16 protein-coding genes are annotated in these 20,412 nt (G+C 32.8%); 2 read left to right on the top strand and 14 right to left on the bottom strand.

Going from position 1 to position 20,412, the window contains the following annotated elements; translation table 11 throughout:
• Positions 1–262: 262 nt before the first annotated feature.
• From BM153_RS11700 to BM153_RS11685, 4 genes are read right to left on the bottom strand one after another with little or no spacing between them, the layout of a single operon-like run.
• Positions 263–1,702: an ATP-binding protein gene (locus tag BM153_RS11700; protein WP_092874155.1), complete on the bottom strand. Its 1,440-nt coding sequence runs from the start codon at positions 1,700–1,702 to the stop codon at positions 263–265.
• Positions 1,703–1,726: 24 nt separating this feature from the next.
• On the bottom strand, positions 1,727–4,216 hold the full coding sequence (locus tag BM153_RS11695; protein ID WP_092874152.1) for an ABC transporter permease: 2,490 nt from the start codon (positions 4,214–4,216) through the stop codon (positions 1,727–1,729).
• A 22-nt stretch (positions 4,217–4,238) separates the two neighbouring features.
• On the bottom strand, positions 4,239–4,940 hold the full coding sequence (locus tag BM153_RS11690; RefSeq protein ID WP_092874149.1) for an ABC transporter ATP-binding protein: 702 nt from the start codon (positions 4,938–4,940) through the stop codon (positions 4,239–4,241).
• A 35-nt stretch (positions 4,941–4,975) separates the two neighbouring features.
• Positions 4,976–6,106, bottom strand: coding sequence for a GGDEF domain-containing protein (locus BM153_RS11685; RefSeq protein ID WP_092874146.1), 1,131 nt, complete (start codon positions 6,104–6,106; stop codon positions 4,976–4,978).
• A 261-nt stretch (positions 6,107–6,367) separates the two neighbouring features.
• On the opposite strand from BM153_RS11685, the gene BM153_RS11680 reads away from it, so the two are divergent.
• A complete protein-coding gene (locus tag BM153_RS11680) occupies positions 6,368–6,628 on the top strand; it encodes a hypothetical protein (RefSeq protein WP_092874143.1) in 261 nt (86 codons plus the stop codon).
• A gap of 167 nt (positions 6,629–6,795) precedes the next feature.
• On the opposite strand, the gene BM153_RS11675 is transcribed toward BM153_RS11680, so the two are convergent.
• From BM153_RS11675 to BM153_RS11660, 4 genes are all read right to left on the bottom strand, one after another.
• The gene (locus BM153_RS11675; protein WP_092874140.1) at positions 6,796–8,058 is read right to left on the bottom strand and encodes a protein kinase domain-containing protein; all 1,263 of its coding nucleotides are present in this window, start codon (positions 8,056–8,058) and stop codon (positions 6,796–6,798) included.
• Between the two features lie 163 nt (positions 8,059–8,221).
• Positions 8,222–8,743, bottom strand: coding sequence for a shikimate kinase (locus BM153_RS11670; RefSeq protein WP_092874138.1), 522 nt, complete (start codon positions 8,741–8,743; stop codon positions 8,222–8,224).
• Positions 8,744–8,745: 2 nt separating this feature from the next.
• On the bottom strand, positions 8,746–9,612 hold the full coding sequence (aroE, locus tag BM153_RS11665) for a shikimate dehydrogenase (protein WP_092874135.1): 867 nt from the start codon (positions 9,610–9,612) through the stop codon (positions 8,746–8,748).
• A gap of 19 nt (positions 9,613–9,631) precedes the next feature.
• Positions 9,632–10,726, bottom strand: coding sequence for a PTS sugar transporter subunit IIC (locus BM153_RS11660; protein ID WP_092874132.1), 1,095 nt, complete (start codon positions 10,724–10,726; stop codon positions 9,632–9,634).
• A 241-nt stretch (positions 10,727–10,967) separates the two neighbouring features.
• Between BM153_RS11660 and BM153_RS11655 the strand changes: the two genes are divergently transcribed.
• Entirely contained in the window at positions 10,968–11,366 is a 399-nt protein-coding gene (locus tag BM153_RS11655; RefSeq protein WP_092874130.1) for a hypothetical protein, read from the top strand.
• Between the two features lie 59 nt (positions 11,367–11,425).
• Here BM153_RS11655 and BM153_RS11650 read toward each other — a convergent pair whose 3' ends face one another.
• From BM153_RS11650 to BM153_RS11625, 6 genes are all read right to left on the bottom strand, one after another.
• Positions 11,426–11,857 (bottom strand): hypothetical protein, encoded by a 432-nt coding sequence (locus BM153_RS11650; RefSeq protein ID WP_092874127.1) that lies wholly within the window; start codon positions 11,855–11,857, stop codon positions 11,426–11,428.
• Between the two features lie 37 nt (positions 11,858–11,894).
• Positions 11,895–13,676, bottom strand: coding sequence for a threonine--tRNA ligase (gene thrS / locus BM153_RS11645; RefSeq protein WP_092874123.1), 1,782 nt, complete (start codon positions 13,674–13,676; stop codon positions 11,895–11,897).
• A gap of 85 nt (positions 13,677–13,761) precedes the next feature.
• The gene (locus BM153_RS11640) at positions 13,762–16,887 is read right to left on the bottom strand and encodes a bifunctional diguanylate cyclase/phosphodiesterase (RefSeq protein ID WP_092874119.1); all 3,126 of its coding nucleotides are present in this window, start codon (positions 16,885–16,887) and stop codon (positions 13,762–13,764) included.
• A gap of 224 nt (positions 16,888–17,111) precedes the next feature.
• The gene (locus BM153_RS11635) at positions 17,112–18,461 is read right to left on the bottom strand and encodes an MATE family efflux transporter (protein WP_092874116.1); all 1,350 of its coding nucleotides are present in this window, start codon (positions 18,459–18,461) and stop codon (positions 17,112–17,114) included.
• Between the two features lie 420 nt (positions 18,462–18,881).
• The gene (locus BM153_RS11630; RefSeq protein WP_092874113.1) at positions 18,882–19,436 is read right to left on the bottom strand and encodes a DUF4352 domain-containing protein; all 555 of its coding nucleotides are present in this window, start codon (positions 19,434–19,436) and stop codon (positions 18,882–18,884) included.
• Positions 19,433–20,062 carry an ABC transporter ATP-binding protein gene (locus BM153_RS11625; protein ID WP_092874110.1) on the bottom strand — a complete coding sequence of 210 codons (630 nt, stop codon included), beginning with the start codon at positions 20,060–20,062 and terminating at the stop codon, positions 19,433–19,435. The genes BM153_RS11630 and BM153_RS11625 overlap by 4 nt, the downstream gene beginning before the upstream one ends.
• Positions 20,063–20,412 lie beyond the last annotated feature (350 nt).

Below are 20,412 nucleotides of genomic sequence, written 5' to 3'. Positions count from 1 at the left end.
TAAAAAAATACCCAAAAGCCGGAAGCTTTCCCAGGGCATCCGACTAATACAATTATAATATTTTTCCTGCATTTTTTCAATATTTTTATATTTTTTTCGATTTAGGGGTTAAATTTTTTGAAAACGATACGATAAATTAAACAGATGTTAGTTTTTATTACTTTTTCACAAAATGCGTTTTTGCATTGAAACTTTTAATAGTTACATTTTTTCACACACTCTTAAGAAAGAACAGGTCTTTGACCTGTTCTTTCTTTTTATCTTAATCTAATTTTTTTATTTTTCGTCTTTTTTCAACAACTGCTGCTATTTTTGAAAAAACAACCGTTTCGTCCACAGGTTTTGCAATATGTCCATTCATTCCTGCCTTGAAACAGGCCTGTATATCTTCTTCAAAGGTATTGGCAGTCATGGCAAATATCGGAACGGTTTCGGCATCGGCTCTGTTTAATTTTCTGATTTTTTCAGTAGCCTCTAAACCATCCATCTCAGGCATTCTTATATCCATTAATATAAGGTCATAATAGTCTTGCGAGGAATCTGCAAAGGTATTTACCGCCTCTATACCATTGTAGCACCTGTCAGGCTTTGCACCTTGGTTTTCAAGAAGCATAACAGCTATTTCCATGTTTATTTCATTATCCTCTACAACCATTACATTAAGCCCTGTTAAATCAACTTCTTTTGATTTTTCCTCGTCTATTACACTTTCTTCTTCCTGTGCCAAATCCACATCTAGTTTTACGGTAAAGGTAGCCCCTAATCCTTCTGTTGATTCAAGTTCTATGCTGCCTCCCAAAAGCTCAACTATTTTTTTTGTAATGGCAAGGCCAAGTCCAGAGCCCTGTCTGTTTTCATTTGTAAAAGTGTTTTCCTGTTCAAAGGGTTTAAACAAATGTTTTTTAAACTCTTCTTTTATTCCTATTCCCGTATCACTTACAAAAACTGTCAATCTTCCCTTATGGAGGTTTTTTCTTTCCATATGGATATTTAAGGTGACATCGCCTCTTATAGGGGTGAATTTTACTGCATTATACAATAGATTTAAAAATATCTGATTAAATCTTACCTTGTCCACAAAAATGCAAAAAGCTTCATCATTGCTTTCTATGTGAAAATTGATTTTTTTCTCATCACACAGGGGTTTTACTATAGCATACATAGTTTCCACAAACTCTTTTTCAGAGTAATCCGAAGGATTTAAACTAATTTTACCGCTTTCTATCTTTGACATATCTAAAATATCATTTACCAGTCCCAGTAAATATTTTCCCGAAATGTCTATTTTGGAAAGGTATTCTTCAACTTCTTCATTTTTGTTGACAGACCTTGCTATATCAGTCATTCCAAGGATTCCATTTAAAGGAGTTCTTATATCGTGGCTCATTCTTGCAAGAAAATTGCTCTTGCTTTCATTGGCAAGTTCTGCATCATTTAAGGCTTTTTTATAATCCTGATTTAATTTTGATATTTCAACAGTCTTTTTCCTGTAGCCATGTAAAACAATTATGTTAATTATTGCAATAAAAGCAAAAATACCAAATATTAAAATGACAATATTGGGATTTTCTTTTGCAAAATCATAATAGCCGACTTTCTCCTCGTTTTTTTTCGGGACGGCAGCATATAAAACAAGGCTGTTATTTATAATCATTAAAAATGCAATAGTTAAAAGCACTAACATACGTTTAAGTGTTTTCATACCCTTCTCTCCGTTTTTCTGACTTTATTCAACTGATTTTAACGATTCCACCATATTTATTTTTTTCATTCTCATATAGGTAAAGACCTGCATAATAAAATTAACAAAGAGTATTATCAAAGCACTTATTACATAACTTTTTACAGTTATTATCCTGAAAAAAGTCATTGCTTCACTTTCAATAACATCCATTACAAGTCCAAAAAATATTCTTCCTGTAAACAATCCTATAATTATACTTACCAGGGCAGTCACAAAGGTTTCCCTGTAAATATAGGAGTTTGACTCATTATCCGTAAATCCCAATACCTTTAAGGTTGCTATCTCTCTTTTTCTTTCGCTTATATTAATGGAAGTCAGATTATAGATAACAACAATTACCAGTAATATACCTACAACAACAATGAGAATAATTACTTTATCAAGACTTACATTCGTATCCTTTGCTGTCTTTAAAAGATCCGACATAAAATTCACATTGACGATGTCATCTTCTTCAAGAAGCTTCTTGGCAAGTTCGTTATAGTCTCCGTCAAAATCAGCAATAACCATATTTCCTTTTATCTTTTCACTAAATTTATCGTCATAAATGTGATTCCCAATATAAATATAATTTTCAATGTAATTTTCAACTATATGATCAACCTTAAATTCGTATTTTTCCCCATAAGAATTTTTCAAGGTAATATTTTTTCCAACTCTTACATTAAGGTCATTTGCCATTTTTTTGGTTATAAAAACACTGTCTTTTCCCAGTTTCAGCTTTTTTCCCGAGGAAATATCCACAAATTCAAAAAAATGATTAAATTGTTTCAAATTCTTTGTGGATATCAAATAGGTTTCCATGCTTTTTATATTATTGGAGGCTTTGTATGAACTTTGTTCAATAAGCACGGGATTTTTAAGTCCTTCCTTATCAAACACTTCCTTTAAATCATCACTGATTTCATCTTTTTCCTTAGTTAAAACCGCCATTACATCGTATTTTAAAATTCCCCCAAACTGTCTGTCCACTACCTTTAAAGTACTGTCTCTAAGTCCAAATCCCGTAACTATTAAAGCACAACAACCTGCTACACCAATTAAAGTCATAATTCCTCTTTGTTTGTATCTTACAATATTTCTAATGGTGACTTTCCAGGAAAAAGATAGACGACTCCAGATAAACGAAAGCCTTTCCAAAAATATTTTCTGACCTTTTTTTGGAGGAAGGGGTCTTAATAGTGATGCCGGTGTATTTTTTAATTCCATGTTTGTAAAAAAAACCGTTACTGACGACATGATAATTATTGACACTATAAACATTGCATAAAAATGAGTCTTACTATAGGTCAATATCAACTTTGGCAATAAATAAAAACTGAAGGTTCCGTATATTATATCCGGAATAGTCCTACTGCCTATGAAAAAGCCAAGGACATTTCCAAATATGGTAGCTGACAATACATAAATCAGATACGAAGTTATTATTTTAAAGTCAGAAAATCCCAAGGAAGCCAGGCAGCCCAGTTCCCCTCTTTCTTCCACAATCATTCTTGCCATGGAATTTGAACTCATTAAAATAACAATTATTATAAAAAACACAGGAATAACATTGGATACAAGAGTAATAACATTTGTTCCGTTTCCAATGCCGTCATAGCCTGCTATACAATCATCTCTATCTGAAATTAGCCATTTTGTATTAACAGATTCTTCAAATTCAGCAATTGGCTCATCAAAGGCAGAATAATCAAATACCGTACTAATGGCAGGGTCAACTTCAGAATAGAGTTTTTTTTCAAATTCATCGATTAAATAATCATCTCTTAACTGCTGTCTGTCTTCTTTAATCTCTTCTATATCATCTAAAACCCCGTCTACTTTTTTCTTGTATTTCTCACTATAGCCATTGTATTTTCCGGCATTTTTTACTGTGATACAAATCTCAGTACAGGATTCTAAATCAAATTCTTCCTTCTCCACATAAATATATGAATCTAAAGAACCATCTCCAACGGTAGTGCTTCCATAATCCACTGCCATATACAAAGGGGATTTTACCGTGGCGGTAACCTTGTATTTTTTATGCTTTAAGGCATCGTTTTTATCTTCAATTACATTTATTGTATCTCCCACTTTGTAATGACGGTAATCTGCCATACATTCCCCACTATTTTGGGGATTTTCTCCTTCTATGATTTCAGGTTTGTTCATGGTTTTTAGAATAGAATGAACTCTTAGGGAATCTCCATTATCTACAAGAATGTCTGCACTGTAAGCCTCCACCGCATTTTTTACCCCTAAAAGATTTCTTAAGGAATTAATATCCTCTTCTCCAAATCCGGTGGTACTTACAACTTCAATATCCATTAATTTTTGCGAATTTGCATATTCACTTACAGAAGATGTAATATCATAGCTTGTCTGACTTATACCCTCATAAAATCCAACACCAAGTAAAACTATAATCATCAGTGACAGATAACGACCAAAAGATTTTTTGATTTTTTTCAATGTATTTTTATAAACCATCTTCCCCAACCCCTATTCTTATTTACAGAATAATATCAGCTACATTCTTTGGATTATCATTAATAATAATCTCGTCTACTTTCCCGTTTTTAACCTTTATAACCTTGTCTGCAATCTGTGCTATAGCCTGATTGTGAGTAATAATAATTGTCGTAGTTTTATTATTTTTGCAGGTATCACATAAAAGCTGTATAATCATTTGACCTGTATTGGAATCTAAGGCTCCCGTAGGCTCATCACATAATAAAAGCTTGGGATTTTTGGCAATGGCTCTTGCTATGGCCACTCTTTGCTGTTCTCCTCCTGATAATTGGGAAGGAAAATTAGACTTTCTTTCCTCTAATCCAACTTCTTTAATTACCTCTTTGGGATCTAAACTGTCCTTACAAATCTGACAGGCTAACTCCACATTTTCCAAAGCCGTAAGATTTTCCACCAGATTATAAAACTGAAAAACAAATCCTATATCATTTCTCCTGTAAAAGGTCAGCTCTTTTCTTCCCATTTTAGAGATTTCTTTTCCATCTACGAATATTTCACCGTCCGTAACATTATCCATTCCTCCCAGTAAATTTAAAAGGGTGGTTTTTCCAGCCCCGGATGGGCCCAGAATAACCACCAATTCTCCTTTTTCAACGGCAAATGAGCAGTCAGAAACTGCCTTTATAACAACCTCTCCGGTTTTATATTCTCTTTTTACATTTTTAAATTCAATAAAAGACACTTATTTCCCTCCCAAAAATAATGGTTTAATAAGATTTACCCCATACTTCTTTCCTTATCCGCATACATTTTCCAATCAACCATTCCTATAAACTGCCTTGCGGATAATTTCTTTTCTGTATCATATATATCATAACCAATACTCACAGATATTTTAAAACCGGGATTTGAATCAATCCGGTATTTATTTATCTGATTTTTTATAGATTCTGCCAAAGCATCCAGTTCCTGGTAATCGTTATTTTTAATTATAGCACAGAATTCATCCCCACCTACTCTACTGATAAAATCAGTCTTTCTTATATTACTATTTAGTACTCTTACCAGTTCAATAAGCACTTCATCTCCAACTTCGTTTCCGAAGCATTCATTTATTTCCTTTAATTTGTTTATGTCAATCATCATTACGGCAAATGTAAAGTCTTCATTTGAAGCCTCTCGTATCATATCATCCAAAACAAGTTCAAATTTTTGCCTGTTATATGCCCTTGTAAGATAGTCAACTTCCGAGTTTCTGTTTAAAATATTTACATAGGTTACCATTAAAGAATAGGTTATTCCTATGGCAAAAAAAGGATATTGAGTGGAAATTGTATATAATATGGCTCCAAGTGCCGGGGGTATGCTAAAAACAATCAAAGTATTTACATGCTGGGCATCAAAGTGTTTTCTATGAAGAAAAACAAACAATTCTAAAAATACCCCTAAAAACAACAAAAGGAAGAGTAATACCTTAAATTTACTACCCTCATATACTTCTCCTTTATCATTAAATCGTATGGCCCATCCGTTAAAAATGGATACTAAAACTATAAATAATGCAGTAAACATAAATATTGCTTCTATAACCCTGATATATTTTACATTTATCAGGGGTTTCTTTTGCATTTGCGATATTATATATTCAAAAAATGAAGGTATGGTAAGGGGCATAATAATATATTTTACATAGGTTGCCGTAACAGCCACTTCCGGATCATTAAAATAATAAACGCAACTTTGGGCTAATAAATCTGCCAAAAAAACAGCCATGGTAACAACGACTATAAAATAGTATTCCAGCAATTCCTTGAATTTCATTATTTTTAATGCCTTTTGTTTTTGCAGGATAAAGCATAAAATCAATAAGCAAAATACATCTATTATCATCCACGCGGGTATTTTCATAACTTTACCTCCAACTAATCAATACGTTTTACTTATTAGTTATCTCATATTTTCCTTTATTATTTTTTATATTTTTTTAAGACGAATACCAGGTTTTTTAATTGCACTGGTAATTAAATCCATTTATACTGTAACTAGTAACCTATGTCAGTATAACACTAAAAGGTTTAACTTGCATAAACTAAATCTTAAAAAACAAGAAAAACTAACCAAAAATGAACATTTTGAATATTTCAAGGTATAGTGAAAGGAGACGAGATTATGACTGGAATTTCTCCAATAGGAGGAGGTTTTGATTACGGTGCTTTACATAGTGCCTCAAACGTAGCAAAAACAGCTAATGTAAATACATCAAATGCTTCATCGCAGATTTTGGATGAAGACCTTATTCCCGGAGTTTCAGAAATGAAAGCGGCAAACACTATGATTGACTTCACTATGAAAATGAGCAAAGACATTTTAGAAGTTGCCGAAGCTCAAATGGAAAACTTTACTATCGGTATTGAGCAAATGAATAAATGATTTTTAAAATAAATGCGTCTTTAGTAAGGCGCTTTATTTTTTTATAAAAAAGTTTTTATTTAGGAAATGCCACCCCGAAGGGTGGCAATTTTTACATACAGACTTGTCTTTAAGACTAATAGAAAATAATTCTCACTCAAGTAGTGTATCATTCCTTTTATTAATTTTCAATAACTTATTTGAACAATGATTATTTTTTTCAAAATTTCCGGGCTTATCAGGGATAAATTCATGTAAATAATTGTAATACAGGCAGTTATCAACATAATGTACGGAAATGTTTTAAAAAATCCATCAATAATCCTATTTGATGTAAAATATTTCTTTACATCTTTTTGAGTTTTGTTTACAAATCTGTAGGAATTTAATATTCTCTTTTTTTCACTATCAATTCTGTTTTCTATAAGCTTTTCTTCCCTGCCTTCAAAATATTCCTCCAATAATTCATTCTTTAACAGACATTTTATCATTTCATTTATTGCCAACTGATTTTCCCTAGAGCTTTTATCCGATAAAATAGTATCCCCCATTTCCCAGCGCTTTACCTCCTGATAAGAAAACCGGTTTCCCGGATCATAACTAAGAAGTCCCTTTAACAATTCTTTCAGACTGGCGTCTTTATCCCTTATTTTTTCAAGACCGGGATAAATGTCATTTATCATCAGATAGTTTAATTTATCTATCAGTATTTCTTTATGGAGATTTTTTCTAATTACATCTTCGTACATTCTTTTACCAAAATACAGGCTGTAAATAGTTTGTCCAAAGCTATAATAGTCTGACTTTTTTACTGCCGCCCCAGACATCAATTCCGGAGCCATATAACCTAAGCTACCGTTTTTGCTAAAGTCATAGACATAATCCTTATCATCCGTTTTGGTCATTATTCCAAAATCTCCTAAAACATAAGAATCTTTGTAATAATAGATATTTTCCGGTTTCAGGTCCCTGTGTAAAAAATTATTATCGTGTATTTCTTTTAAAGCCTTGTTAATATCCGGTATAAACTTTTCTTTTAAAACTTCTACCGGGATTTTTTCCTGGAAATTTGCTAAAGAACCTTCTTTGCAATAAGGATATATTTCTATGAAAAAACGGGATTTTTTTATATTTATGATGCCACTATCCACCAGGGGCAAAAGATTTGATTTTGTTGACCTGGAATTTTCTTTTAAAAAAGCGATTACATTCAGATAATTTTTTAAGTCTTTTGTGAAAATATCCGGTGAAATTCTTGTTATTATTTTTGCAATAAACTCTTCATTTGTTTTTTTATTAAAGGCCTTATAAACTTCTGATTCCCTGCTTTTATTTAAAAAACCCTTATTTCCATCTATAAAAAAAACTTCTTTATTTTCTCCTTTATACAAATAAATATCATTTATTAATTGTTTCCTTTCTATAATTCTTCCTCCTTTTATTTTTTTCATTGGGAATATTGAAAATGAAATACCCTTTTAAAGATAAATAATCCGAGCATTATTAAGACTTTGGCTTAAGAAAAAAGCCACTTTGACAGTATATAGTCATGAAAAATTTTTGTCAACAGAAAAAAATTTAAGGAAAGCCACCTCAGGGCAGCTTTCCTTTAGCTTATTTTTTTCTTGCTTTAACCTTCTCAATTACTTCATCAGCAATTTCCATAAGTTTTTTCCTGTCAGTATCAATTACAATATCTGCACAGGCTTTGTATTTTTCATATCTTTTATCCATGAGTTCCTTTATATACTCTTCATTCATATTACCCTTTAAAAGGGGTCTGTTATCAGTATTTTTAATCCTGTCATATATGCTTTTGGCAGAGGCATTTAACCATACTACAACTCCGTTTTTTTTCATATATTCAGCATTTTCTTTTCGTAATACCACTCCGCCACCGCAGGAAACCACAAGATTGTTTTCTTTGGACATTTCAATAAGGGTATTACTTTCTATGTTACGAAAATGTTCTTCGCCATATTTTTCAAACATCTCATTTATGGTCATATTTTCATTTTTTTCTATAAGCTCATCCATTTCCACCAGCTTATATCCATATTTTTTATAGATCTTTTTTGCAATGGTGGATTTTCCGCTCCCCATAAATCCAATTAAAAAAATATTTAAATTATTCATTTTTACTCCTGTGAAAAATACAATTCTTTTATTTCTTTTACGGGCATCTCTTCTCCTGTCCAGATTTTAAAGGACTCTGCCCCCTGATATAAAAGCATATACATACCATTAAAAGTTCTACAGCCTTTGTTTTTTGCCATTTTTAAAAGCTTTGTTTCTTTTGGATTATAAATAACATCTGACACTATAAGTTCACTGTTAAATATAGAATCATCTTTTATTATACAATTATCTGTATTAGGTGCCATACCAACCGAGGTTGCATTGGTAAGTATATAACTATCGGTAATTTCCCTGTTTAATACATTTTCATCTTCTAAATCGTATAAATTTACCTTACATTTTGTCTCGTTATTTAAATCTGCAACAATTTTTTCAGCCTTTTCAAAAAAAGCATCCCTGATATTAAAAACAGAAATTTCACTAAGACCGTCAAAAGCTGCCTGAGCTAAAATCGCCAAAGCAGCACCTCCTGCTCCCAAAAGAGTCATTTTCTTTCCCGTAAGGTCAAATCCCGCATCTTTTGCCGCTTTCATATAGCCTGCACCATCAGTTGTAGTTCCCGTAAGAATTCCATCGTCATTGGTAACTGTATTACAGGCTCCTATTATTCTGGATAAGGGGGATAATTTATCAACATATTTACAAACCAGATTTTTATTTGGCATTGTTAAATTAAATCCCCTTACTCTTAAAAGTTTCATTGCTTCCACAGCATTTTCCAGGTCATCTACTCCTATATCAAAAGCCAGATAGGCATAATCAAGGTCTAAAATTTCAAAAGCCTTATTATGCATTGCCGGTGAAATGCTATGGGAAACAGGACTTCCTAAAAGCCCCATAAGTTTTGTTTTTCCTGATAGTCTCATTTTTTTCCTCCCACTATGTTTATCTTTCTAAGGTCATATCTCCTTCTTTTACCCAGCCTATTTTCTTTAAGCCACCATTTATAAGAGGACAAAGAATCGCCGGTAGTATAAACGAAATTATAATAAGTCCGGCCCAGTCAAATCCTGTAATGGCAGCTTTAGTGCCGGCTTCTATGTCATTCATCCAGCCTGTATAGACTCCAATCTGGCCTACCAGACCGCAAGTACCCATCCCTGATGCCACTGCAGCGCCATTCATTTCCAACTTGAAAATACAGGTTGCTATAGGACCAGTGATTGCTGAAACAACAATAGGTGCTATCCAAATTTTAGGATTTTTTACAATATTTCCCATTTGAAGCATGGAAGTTCCGATTCCCTGAGAAATAACTCCTCCCCAGCCATTTTCTTTAAAAGACATAAAGGCAAATCCTACCATCTGGGCACAACAGCCTGCCAAGGCTGCACCTCCTGCCAGACCTGTAAGACCTAATGCTGCGCATATGGCTGCTGAGGAAATAGGAAGGGTAAGAGCAACTCCCACCAGTACAGAAACTGCTATTCCCATTAAAAACGGCTGTAAATTTGTAGCCCACATTATTACATTACCAACTGTCATGGCCGCATTTCCAAGAGCCGGAGCTAAAAGAGCCGAAAGTCCAATACCTATTGCTATGGTTACCAAAGGTGTTATAAGTATATCTACTTTTGTTTCCTTGGAAATCATTTTTCCCGCTTCTGCTGCTATAATTGCTATAAATAAAACCGCCAGAGGTCCACCTGCTCCTCCTAAGGCATTGGCAGCAAATCCCACTGTAATTAAAGAAAATAATACCAGTGGAGGGGAATTTAAGGCATAACCTATGGCACATGCCATGGCAGGTCCGCTCATGGCTGATGCCAGGCCTCCTACCGTATATTCAATGCCTGAAACATTGGCCACTGTCATTGTAAGAAAAGCTATATGAAATTGACTTCCTATGGTATTTATTATCGTTCCGATTAAAAGTGAGCAAAAAAGTCCCTGGGCCATGGCACCTAATGCGTCTATTCCATAGCGTTTTAAAGATATTTCTACATCCTTTCTTTTTAGAAATTCTTTGAAATTTCCCATAATTCCCTCCTGTTTTTTTAATAGTATCAAAATATTTTTCTATTATTTTTTATTTTCCCCTGAAAAATAATTACTATTTATACAATTATATTTTAATAACATATTTACTGCAAGTTTTACATTACCTCTTTCATTTAAATCTTGACGTTTTTTTATCTGAATAAACCTTTTTTCTTTTCTTAATCCATAAAAGCTATTATAATAATTGTAATAAAGATTATTTTTAAAAAGGAATGAATTTATGAGTACAATAAAATTTTTTGCCAGCAGATCTGAATTAGATGAGTTTAAACACGAAGATATTTCCATATATTCAAATAAAAAAGACAAAACCGGCAGAACTATTTCCGGTTTTTCCAATTGTGTCTATCTTGATTGGGAATATAATGATGAATCTGCAAAAATGATAATACAATATATTTATTCACAGCTAAACAAGGCAAAATCAAATAAAATTGAACTGTGGGCATGTCCGGAGGGTAATCCTCTTACCTTAAGTCTTAAATACAAGCCCATAAAAAAATCCTCCTGTTCCATTGATATGCTTACAATCGGACATATAAAAAGTATCTGGCATACTCCTGCCAGGAAGCCGGAATGCATTGTTGTTTTTTCAGAAAGCGATTTATCACTGGCATAACTAATATTTCAAAAAATAAGGTGAAGCAAAATCTGCTTCACCTTTTAAAAATAAAATATTTATCTATTCTTTTGCTCTTTTTCGTCTACATAGTACATCTTTGCATCCTTGTCCCCGTTCTGAATGTTCATACCATAGCCCTTTCGGTTCTGTTTTTTTAGACAAGACATACACAGACTTCCAAAATTTACCGGTGTACCACATTTCTGACACTTTAAGCCTTCGATTTTTTTTACTTTAGTAGTCTTATACTCTATCCTGCCTTCTCTAATCCACTTTTTCACTCGCCTTATAGGTATATCAAAATATTCTGCAACCTGATATTCGTTCACATCATTACTGCGAATAAATTCTTTCACATTGCCGAAGAGATTTTTTTCAAGACAATCGGGGCAAAAATCGCCTTTATAGGATTTGGCCAGAAGTCGTCCGCAATATTCACAATACTTGTAGTCACTTGAAAAAAAAGCTTCTTTTTTTATTTCCCCCATAAAAGCACCCCTTTCACAATGTAAAAAGTACGATAAATCAGTCTAACTGTGTAATAAGTTCCAATGTATGCTCTTTATTCATCTTATCGCACAATTCAATAAACTTGTCTAAAGGAACATTTTTAAGCTGCTTTTTGCATCCTCTGATATTTATGGAAACAGTATTTTCTTCAACCTCTTTATCTCCTATTACAACAATGTATGGATCCTTGTAATTTCTAAATTCCTTAATCTTTTCATTCATATTTTTATCGGCATAATCGGCTTCAACTCTTATACCAATATCAGATAAGGCATCAGCTACCTTCTTTGCGTATTCGTTATGTTCTTCTCTGATAGGAACAACACCTACCTGGTATGGTGATAACCAGAATGGGAAGGCGCCTTTGAAGTTTTCGATGAGAATACCGATAAATCTCTCTAAGGAACCAAAAATAGCCCTGTGAATAACTACAGGCTGTTTTTGGGAGCCATCATTTGCTATATAGGTAAGTCCAAAATTATGAGGAAGCTGGAAATCAAGTTGAACAGTACCACACTGCCATTCTCTTCCTAAAGCATCTTTTATCTGAAGGTCTATCTTAGGGCCATAAAAAGCACCATCACCTTCATTGATTTCGTAATTTCCTTCTCCGTATCTCTTATCAAGAATATTCTTTAATGATGCCTCTGCCTGGTTCCACACTTCAAGGTCACCCATATAATCATCAGGCCTTGTAGAAAATTCGGCTCTGCAAGTTATACCAAAAGTATTATAGATCTCATCTGCAATTGAAAGGATATCATCTATTTCTTCCTCAATCTGGGATTCCATAACAAATGTATGATCATCATCCTGTCTAAATGCCTGAACTCTGAAAAGTCCATTTAACTGGCCGGATTTTTCCTTTCTGTGAACCATGTCAAGTTCACTGTATCTGATTGGAAGTTCTTTATAAGATCTTGTAGTTCTTTTAAAGGTAAGCATTGCATTAGGGCAGTTCATAGGTTTTGCAGCAAATACATCATCTGCATCTATAGTCATATCTGCTCCCGGAATAATAAACATATTATTTTGATAATGTGCCCAATGACCACTTATAAGCCATAATTTTTTATTGTTAATAACCGGTGCTGAAATCTCATCATAACCATGTTTTATATGAAGATCTCTCCAGTATTGAATAAGAGCTTTATACATTTTCCATCCCCTTGGAAGCCAATAAGGCATACCAGGAGCTGTCTCATTAAACATAAACAGGTCTAATTGAGGTCCTAATTTCTTGTGGTCTCTTTCCATAGCCTCTTTAATAAGAGTCAAATGAGCTTTTAATTCTTCTTTTGTAGGGAATGCATAAACATAAATCCTTTGAAGGGCATCTCTTTTTTCATCGCCTCTCCAATAGGCACCGGATGCAGATTTGATCTTAAATGCAGCTGATAAGAGATCCTGTGAATTTTCAACATGTGGTCCTCTGCAAAGATCCACATAGTCATCTCCTGTGTAATATATAGTCAATCTCTCGTCTTCTGGTAGATCTTTTATAGTTTCTGTTTTAAATTTCTGATTTTTAAACAATTCTAAAGCTTCATCTCTTGAAACTTCTTTTCTTGTCCATACTTCTTTTCTCTTTAAGATTTCACGCATCTTATTTTCAATTTGAGCAAAATCATCCTGATTAATTGTTCTTGGAAGAACGAAATCATAATAAAAACCATCCGCAATTTGTGGTCCTATGGCATATTGTACATTCTCTTTTCCAAATATTTCAATAACTGCTTTTGCAAGTACATGAGCCAGGGAATGTCTGTACAATTCCATATATTCATCTTTAATCATTATTATTTTCTCTCCAATCTGTTTTTTCTCAATATACTATATAGAATATATTTATTCTGTTAGAAAATCAAGGTTTATGACATTTTTAATTGTTTCCCACAAATACTACAAATGCATGAGCATTTTTTATACTGTTTTCTGCAATTTTTACAGCAATTATCTTTAAGGTAAGATCTGTACCGATATAATCCAAAAAGTCCAGTTCTTCATATTTATCAGCATTTTTACATCTTTCTAAAATCTCTTTTCTTTCTCCAATTTTCTTCTTAAGTACTTCCTGCATTTCTTCCATGTCCATGCTGTTATAACCCATATCAGAAATAAGCTTAAGATATTGAGGCGAGGTATAAAGGTATCTTACATTATCTTCTAAAACTTCAATAATGGCCATTGACATAATATTGATATCCTTTTCTTCCCCGGCAAAAAATGCAACTGCCGGATTAAAACTTTGGAAATTAACTCTTCCTATATCATCATAGTAGGATTTTGTTTCCAAATCTTCTAAGTCATATATCCCCTTTATAATGTCATAATTCATATCTTCATAAAGCTCTGATTTTCCTGATAAAAATCCCTGAACAAAATCGCATCCAATACTCTTGGCAAACTCAAACTGTTCACTTGTTTCAACACCTTCGCAAAGAGTCTGTACCTGTAGATGTTTTGCCATATCCACCATTGATAATAATATTTTTTTTGCCTTTCCGTCATTAATTACATCATTCATATATTTCATATCCAGCTTAATAACATCAAGATCATATTCATTTAATACATTCAATACAGAAAAACCGCTTCCAAAATCATCAAGATGTATCTTAAAGCCACCGCTTCTTAATCTCTTGATGCCAAGGCCCACAAGACCTTTTTCATCTCCAAGGGAATTTTCCGCAATTTCAATAATTACAACATCTCTTGGAACATTATACATGTCAGTAATCTCTTCAATATATTTGCATATGTCGCATATTTCAAAATCAACTTTTGAAAAATTAATTGAAAAAGAAGGCATGTCATCACCCTTGGCTTTTGCTGTGGAATATACTTTACAGCTTTCCTCAAGAATATATAAATCAAGGTGATGTATAAGCTTAAACTGCTCAAGAACACCTATAAATTCTTTTGGCTGAAGTATTTTATCCTCGGAAAAATACCATCTTGATAAAACCTCCAAAGAATTCACCTTTCCGGAAATTGTTCTCATAATAGGCTGGAAATAAAGCTTAATATCCTTCTTTTTAAGTGCTTTTTCAAAATTACTTAAAATCATATTTACATCGTGTACTTCTTCACCCATTTCGTAGGTATAATACTCATAATCAGTATTGATTTTATCCCTGATATAATCACAGGCTATTCGTGCCTTGTTGCATACTTTATTTATATCAAAGTTTTCAAGGCTGTCTATTACATATATACCAGCCTGAACTCTCACACTGTCCAACAACTCATGATTTCTAATGGATTCATTCAGATGCCTGATTAATAACTCTGCCTCATTTTTATATAAAATGACGATAAAATTATTTTCAGATCTTCTGGTACACAATCTGTCCGGGAAAAGCCCAATAATCTCATCTGCAATGTATTTTAAAAATTTATAGCCTTTTGGATAACCGTTTAGTTCATTATAGGTTTCAAATCCACGAATATTTATATGTTCTAATACTACATCCTCCTGTTTGCCTTTCTTAAACATATTGCTTATAATCTGAGGCGCAACATATCTGAAGGTATCCATCATAATAAGTCCTGTTACCACATCTTTTCCGGTATTTTTCTTAATCATCTTCTTGCTGCCCTTAGAATTATACATGGCATCATCCGCCACTTTTAATATTTCTTCGTAATTTTTTCCATCATAGGGACATCTTGCATATCCGGTACTTAAATCTGTTTCTATCTCTTCCCCGTTTATAACTATACTTTTTGTAACAAGATTTCTGATTTTTTCAATCAATTCAATATAATATTCCCTGTCCCGGTCTACTTCTATAATAACCGTAAACTCATCTCCACCTATTCTATAGACTCTTCCCTCTTCCCCTAAAACCTCTTTTACACGGTTACTAGTAGTTATTAATACCTCATCACCTGCTGCATGACCATAATCATCATTAATTTTCTTAAATTCATCCAGATCAACAAACATAACGCCAAAATAAGAACCCTTTTTTTCAAGTTCCTTTAAATCTCTCATAAATGCCCTTTGATTTAAGAGTCCTGTTAAAGCATCCCTGTAAGACAGTTTTAAATTTTCACTATTTTGCTTTTTATAAGATATTAAAAGATTAGTAATAATAGTGATAAGAATACTGATAAATAAAAATACAATTGCTTCAACTCTAAGAAATGTAGTAGAAGCCCAGATTCCATCTTTAGGAGTAACTGCAAGAATCCATTTTTTATCAGAAAAACTAATCTGGGAAGTAATATATCTTTCATCATCATAACTATAGTTAAGCAATTTTTCATCTGAATAAGACACTACACCTACATTTTTATCTTTTTCATCATTTTCTATGTAAAGAGCATAGTCATATTCATTTCTTTCATATAAGTCCGTTTTTGTTTCTGTTGTAATGGTTGAAAAATCACACAACTCAACAAAGGCATTGAAATCTACCACAACGCCTGCAAATCCCCATATTTCATTTTCTTTATTAACCACCGGCATAATTATCAAAAATGCTTCAAATGCCCCATCTTTATTATCATTTTGGGAATTAATTAAAACCTTACCTGTAGCAGCCGGCAACTTGTTTTTTACCGAATAATTCACATAATCATGCAAATACTGATAGGTATAAAGATTAATATTTTTAAGGGAAAATTTTACATTTCCGGAAGAATAGGTTTTGCTAACAATTCCTTGTGGTGCAAGAAATACCATGCTTGCAGCACTTAGATAACTAGCCACATCAGCATCATTTTCCGATTTGTATTCTACTATGTGTTTTGCTATTAATTCAAAATTATCAAGATCTTCATCTAATAAGGCAACAACACTAAGAGCTTCAGCCAGATTATAATAGCCTGAAACTACCCTGTTAATACCTTCTAATTTACTTTCTTCGACTTTCTTTATGTAATTTTTGGTTTCCCTTTCAAAGTTTTGATATGAAAGAATAAAACCAACTATGGAAATAACTACACATATCACAAATGTAACTATAGCAAAAATGTAATCTTTTATATCTGTTTTCATCCTTTATCTCCGCCAATATTAAGCGCCCCGAATTTCCCTTGTAAAGCGGACATTCGGAATCCGCTTCGCTACTTCCTCATGAACGCAGTGGCACTTTGTGCCACCTGTCAGAAGGGGCTTTACCCCCTTCTGACACTAGTAAGCTTATACCCCCGCTTAAAGCTTACGCTTTTGAAGCGGGGGATTGCTTACACCGCGTTCACAAAGAAAATATCGACTAAAAACTAAAAAATTTTACTGTCATTTTTCCATTTTTTTAGACAAATCGCATAAGCTGTTATACAAATTAAGGTTGAAAAAATTGAACCCAGTGGTGCGGCAAGCCCCATATAAAAAAGAGAATCCGTAAAATAAACTGATGCTAAGTATGCCCCTGGAATTCTCACCAGAACTGCTGATAATATATTGTGTAAAAATGATATTCCCGATTTTGAATAGGCACAAAAATATCCTGAAAAGCAAAAATGAAAGGAAGCAAAAACAACATCAAATACATAGGATTTTAAATAGCTTACTCCTTCAACCACTACTGCTTCATCCTGGCTGGAAAAGGCTCTTAAAATCGGTGTAGCGAACACAATGCAGGCTAACGAAACTATAAGTCCATAAACCATTCCTACTATCATACCATAATACAAAGTTTTCCTTCCCCTGTCATGAAATCCTGCACCGCGATTTTGGGCTGCTATGGCTGATATGGAAGAAAGCATGGCAGAAGGCACTAAAAATAGAAAACTTATTATTTTTTCCACAATTCCCACACTGGCAGATGCCACAAGCCCCCTGCTGTTTGCAATGGCTGTAATTATTAAAAATGCAACCTGAATAATCCCATCTTGAAGTGAAACTGGAACCCCCACATGAATAATGCTATTTACTATTCCTTTATCAAATCTGAAATCTTCCTTTTTCATATTAGATAAAAGCCTGATTTTTTTTAGGGACAATATGGATAATATTACACTTATGGTCTGAGCTAAAACTGTGGCAAAAGCTGCTCCCATAGCTCCCATATTAAAAATACCCATTAATATAAAATCAAGTCCTATATTTATAATTCCTGCAATAAATACAAATATCATAGGAGTTTTTGTGTCTCCCAATCCCCTAAAAATACTGCTAACCACATTGTAAGCCACAATAAAAGGTATACCAAGACAGCAGACAAAAAGATATTTTTTTGCTTCCAAAAGGGATTTTTCAGGAGTTTGTAACATCGATAATATAAAATCCATTCCCAAGAGAGATATTATGGTAAGTATAAAGGCAAAAATAATAAATATACCTGCCGTATTTCCAATGGCCTTTTTTATATCCTTATCTTCCCTTGCCCCCATTGCCATACTTACCTTAACAGTACTTCCCATGGCAAGACCTGCTATAACCACTGTTATCATATGCATAACCTGACTGCCTATAGAAACGGCAGATATTACGGATGCATCATAAAGCCTCCCTGCAATAAAAAGATCTGCCATTCCGTAAAAAGTCTGCAAAAAACAGGCAATTAAATAAGGAATCGCAAAAATAATCAGATTATTAAAAATACTTCCTTTGGTTAAGTCTCTAGTCATTTTTTCTTATCTCCTTTTATCTTAAAGTTAGCTTTAACCTTTTACTAAAAAAGCAAAATTATAGTCCCAAATCCTTTGAAGTTTTAATTTTTTCAATCGGTAAATTTATAAATATTCATCAATCTTTTATAAGCTCTGCTTCATAAAAATGGGTATTTATTTCTCAAAATCGGTATTTTTCATTTATTTTCTTATTCTTTTATAAATGTAAAATCTTATATTATTATACATATAATGATTTTTTTTGCAAAGTTGATATTGTCTCCACAAGTAAAGCGGACATTCTTAAATCCGCTTCGCTACTTCCTCATGAACGCAGTGGCACTTTGTGCCACCTGTCGTTCAAAAAAGCTTCTATAAGCAGAAAGATTTTCACCAATAATCTCTGCTTAAAGAAGCTTTTTATTTTATGTAAAATTACTATATTTCCATTCTCACATTTTTGGGATAAAGTGACGGCACTAAAACAAATTTTGTATTTTCAATATTCTCCCATATGCTTTTATTAAACATTTTCTCAGCAAGAGAATATGTTAATTTTACTTTGACTGATTCACCGGGTTTTATATCAAAACTTTTTTGATTATCTTCTTCTTTTTCAAATTCATAATCATCGCTGACTCCATTGGTAAATCCACAGCTTTCAATGCAAATATCATAAATCTGAAAACTATAATTATTTTTAGTATTATTTTTTACTTCCAGATCAACTATCAAAATATTATAGTCACATTTTAAAGAAAAAACATCATCATATTTAGCATAAGTTGGAATATGTTTTTTAAAATCCTCCATATCCTTTAAATCATGTCCTAATACTTTATAACTTAAACCATTAATATCTACACTGTCGCCTTTTTTTACATTTACAATTTCAGGAGCCGGATAAGCTTTATTAACTTTGAAACATTGCATAAAATACAATATTGATATGCAAATTAAAACCAAAATTATTAAAATCTTTTTCTTTTTCATAATTTCACTCTCCCATTTTCTATTTTTATAATCTCATCTGATAAAAAATTTAATTCATCAGAATCATGACAGGTTAGAATAATAAGTTTATCCCTCTTTTTATATTCTTCTAAAATATTTCTAAGTCCTTTTATGCTTGCTTCATCTAATGCATTTGTAGGCTCATCTAATATAATTAAATCCGGATCTTCAAAAAGTGCTGCTGCAATACCTAATTTTTGCTTCATTCCCAATGAATATTCTTTAAATTTTTTGTTGGCAGCATCCTTTAGCCCTACCTTTAAAAGAATATCATCGATATCCACTTCTGTAACTTTTCCCTTTATTTTCCCTAATATACAAAGATTCTTTTTCCCGGTATAATTCGGAATAAATCCCGGATTTTCAATTAAAGCACCTACACTTTTAGGAAAAGAAATATCCTTTCCTAAAACTTCTTTATCTATTAAAACACATCCCTTAGATGGATTAATCAATCCACAAACAGCCCTTAAAAGCATAGTTTTACCGGAACCGTTTTTTCCTTTAATGCCATATATTTTTCCACTTTCAAAATTTAAATTAATATTGTCTAAAATTGTTTCATTTTTAATAACTTTTGTATAATCTTTTATATTTATAACCATTTTCTCACGTATAATCCAATTATCAGTTTTGATGATTGGATTTTTTCCTTTCTCCCAGGTTCTACTGGGTAATCTAATCTCTATCTGATATATTTATTAAGGCGCTGTGGATCTGTGTCTATTTTATTACAGCTCTGACTGGTACGAGGTGACTCAGACCACAGCTTTTCGTCTATTACTGTTAATCAGTTTGTTAACGCTCTGACGTTTCTATTTACGTGATTACACAGCCGGATTCTCTGTGGAAGACAACAGCGCCAAATCTTATATCTAAGGAGGTACCATTATGTCCACGTACTTTGTTGGAATAGACATTTCAAAGTACAAACACGACTGCTGTATAATCAATG

This window comes from Acetitomaculum ruminis DSM 5522 (assembly GCF_900112085.1).
In the GTDB taxonomy this organism is placed as follows: domain Bacteria; phylum Bacillota; class Clostridia; order Lachnospirales; family Lachnospiraceae; genus Acetitomaculum; species Acetitomaculum ruminis.
Note: the sequence above shows the minus strand (reverse complement) of the source record. Positions and strands in the feature narration are given on the sequence as shown.

Bases quoted from the DNA above. Each gene is read 5' to 3' on its own strand.
- BM153_RS11700 (WP_092874155.1), bottom strand. From the start codon at position 1,702: ATGAAAACACTTAAACGTATGTTAGTGCTTTTAACTATTGCATTTTTA.
- BM153_RS11695 (WP_092874152.1), bottom strand. From the start codon at position 4,216: ATGGTTTATAAAAATACATTGAAAAAAATCAAAAAATCTTTTGGTCGT.
- BM153_RS11685 (WP_092874146.1), bottom strand. From the start codon at position 6,106: ATGAAAATACCCGCGTGGATGATAATAGATGTATTTTGCTTATTGATT.
- BM153_RS11680 (WP_092874143.1), top strand. From the start codon at position 6,368: ATGACTGGAATTTCTCCAATAGGAGGAGGTTTTGATTACGGTGCTTTA.
- BM153_RS11675 (WP_092874140.1), bottom strand. From the start codon at position 8,058: ATGAAAAAAATAAAAGGAGGAAGAATTATAGAAAGGAAACAATTAATA.
- BM153_RS11670 (WP_092874138.1), bottom strand. From the start codon at position 8,743: ATGAATAATTTAAATATTTTTTTAATTGGATTTATGGGGAGCGGAAAA.
- aroE (WP_092874135.1), bottom strand. From the start codon at position 9,612: ATGAGACTATCAGGAAAAACAAAACTTATGGGGCTTTTAGGAAGTCCT.
- BM153_RS11660 (WP_092874132.1), bottom strand. From the start codon at position 10,726: ATGGGAAATTTCAAAGAATTTCTAAAAAGAAAGGATGTAGAAATATCT.
- BM153_RS11655 (WP_092874130.1), top strand. From the start codon at position 10,968: ATGAGTACAATAAAATTTTTTGCCAGCAGATCTGAATTAGATGAGTTT.
- BM153_RS11650 (WP_092874127.1), bottom strand. From the start codon at position 11,857: ATGGGGGAAATAAAAAAAGAAGCTTTTTTTTCAAGTGACTACAAGTAT.
- thrS (WP_092874123.1), bottom strand. From the start codon at position 13,676: ATGATTAAAGATGAATATATGGAATTGTACAGACATTCCCTGGCTCAT.
- BM153_RS11640 (WP_092874119.1), bottom strand. From the start codon at position 16,887: ATGAAAACAGATATAAAAGATTACATTTTTGCTATAGTTACATTTGTG.
- BM153_RS11635 (WP_092874116.1), bottom strand. From the start codon at position 18,461: ATGACTAGAGACTTAACCAAAGGAAGTATTTTTAATAATCTGATTATT.
- BM153_RS11630 (WP_092874113.1), bottom strand. From the start codon at position 19,436: ATGAAAAAGAAAAAGATTTTAATAATTTTGGTTTTAATTTGCATATCA.
- BM153_RS11625 (WP_092874110.1), bottom strand. From the start codon at position 20,062: ATGGTTATAAATATAAAAGATTATACAAAAGTTATTAAAAATGAAACA.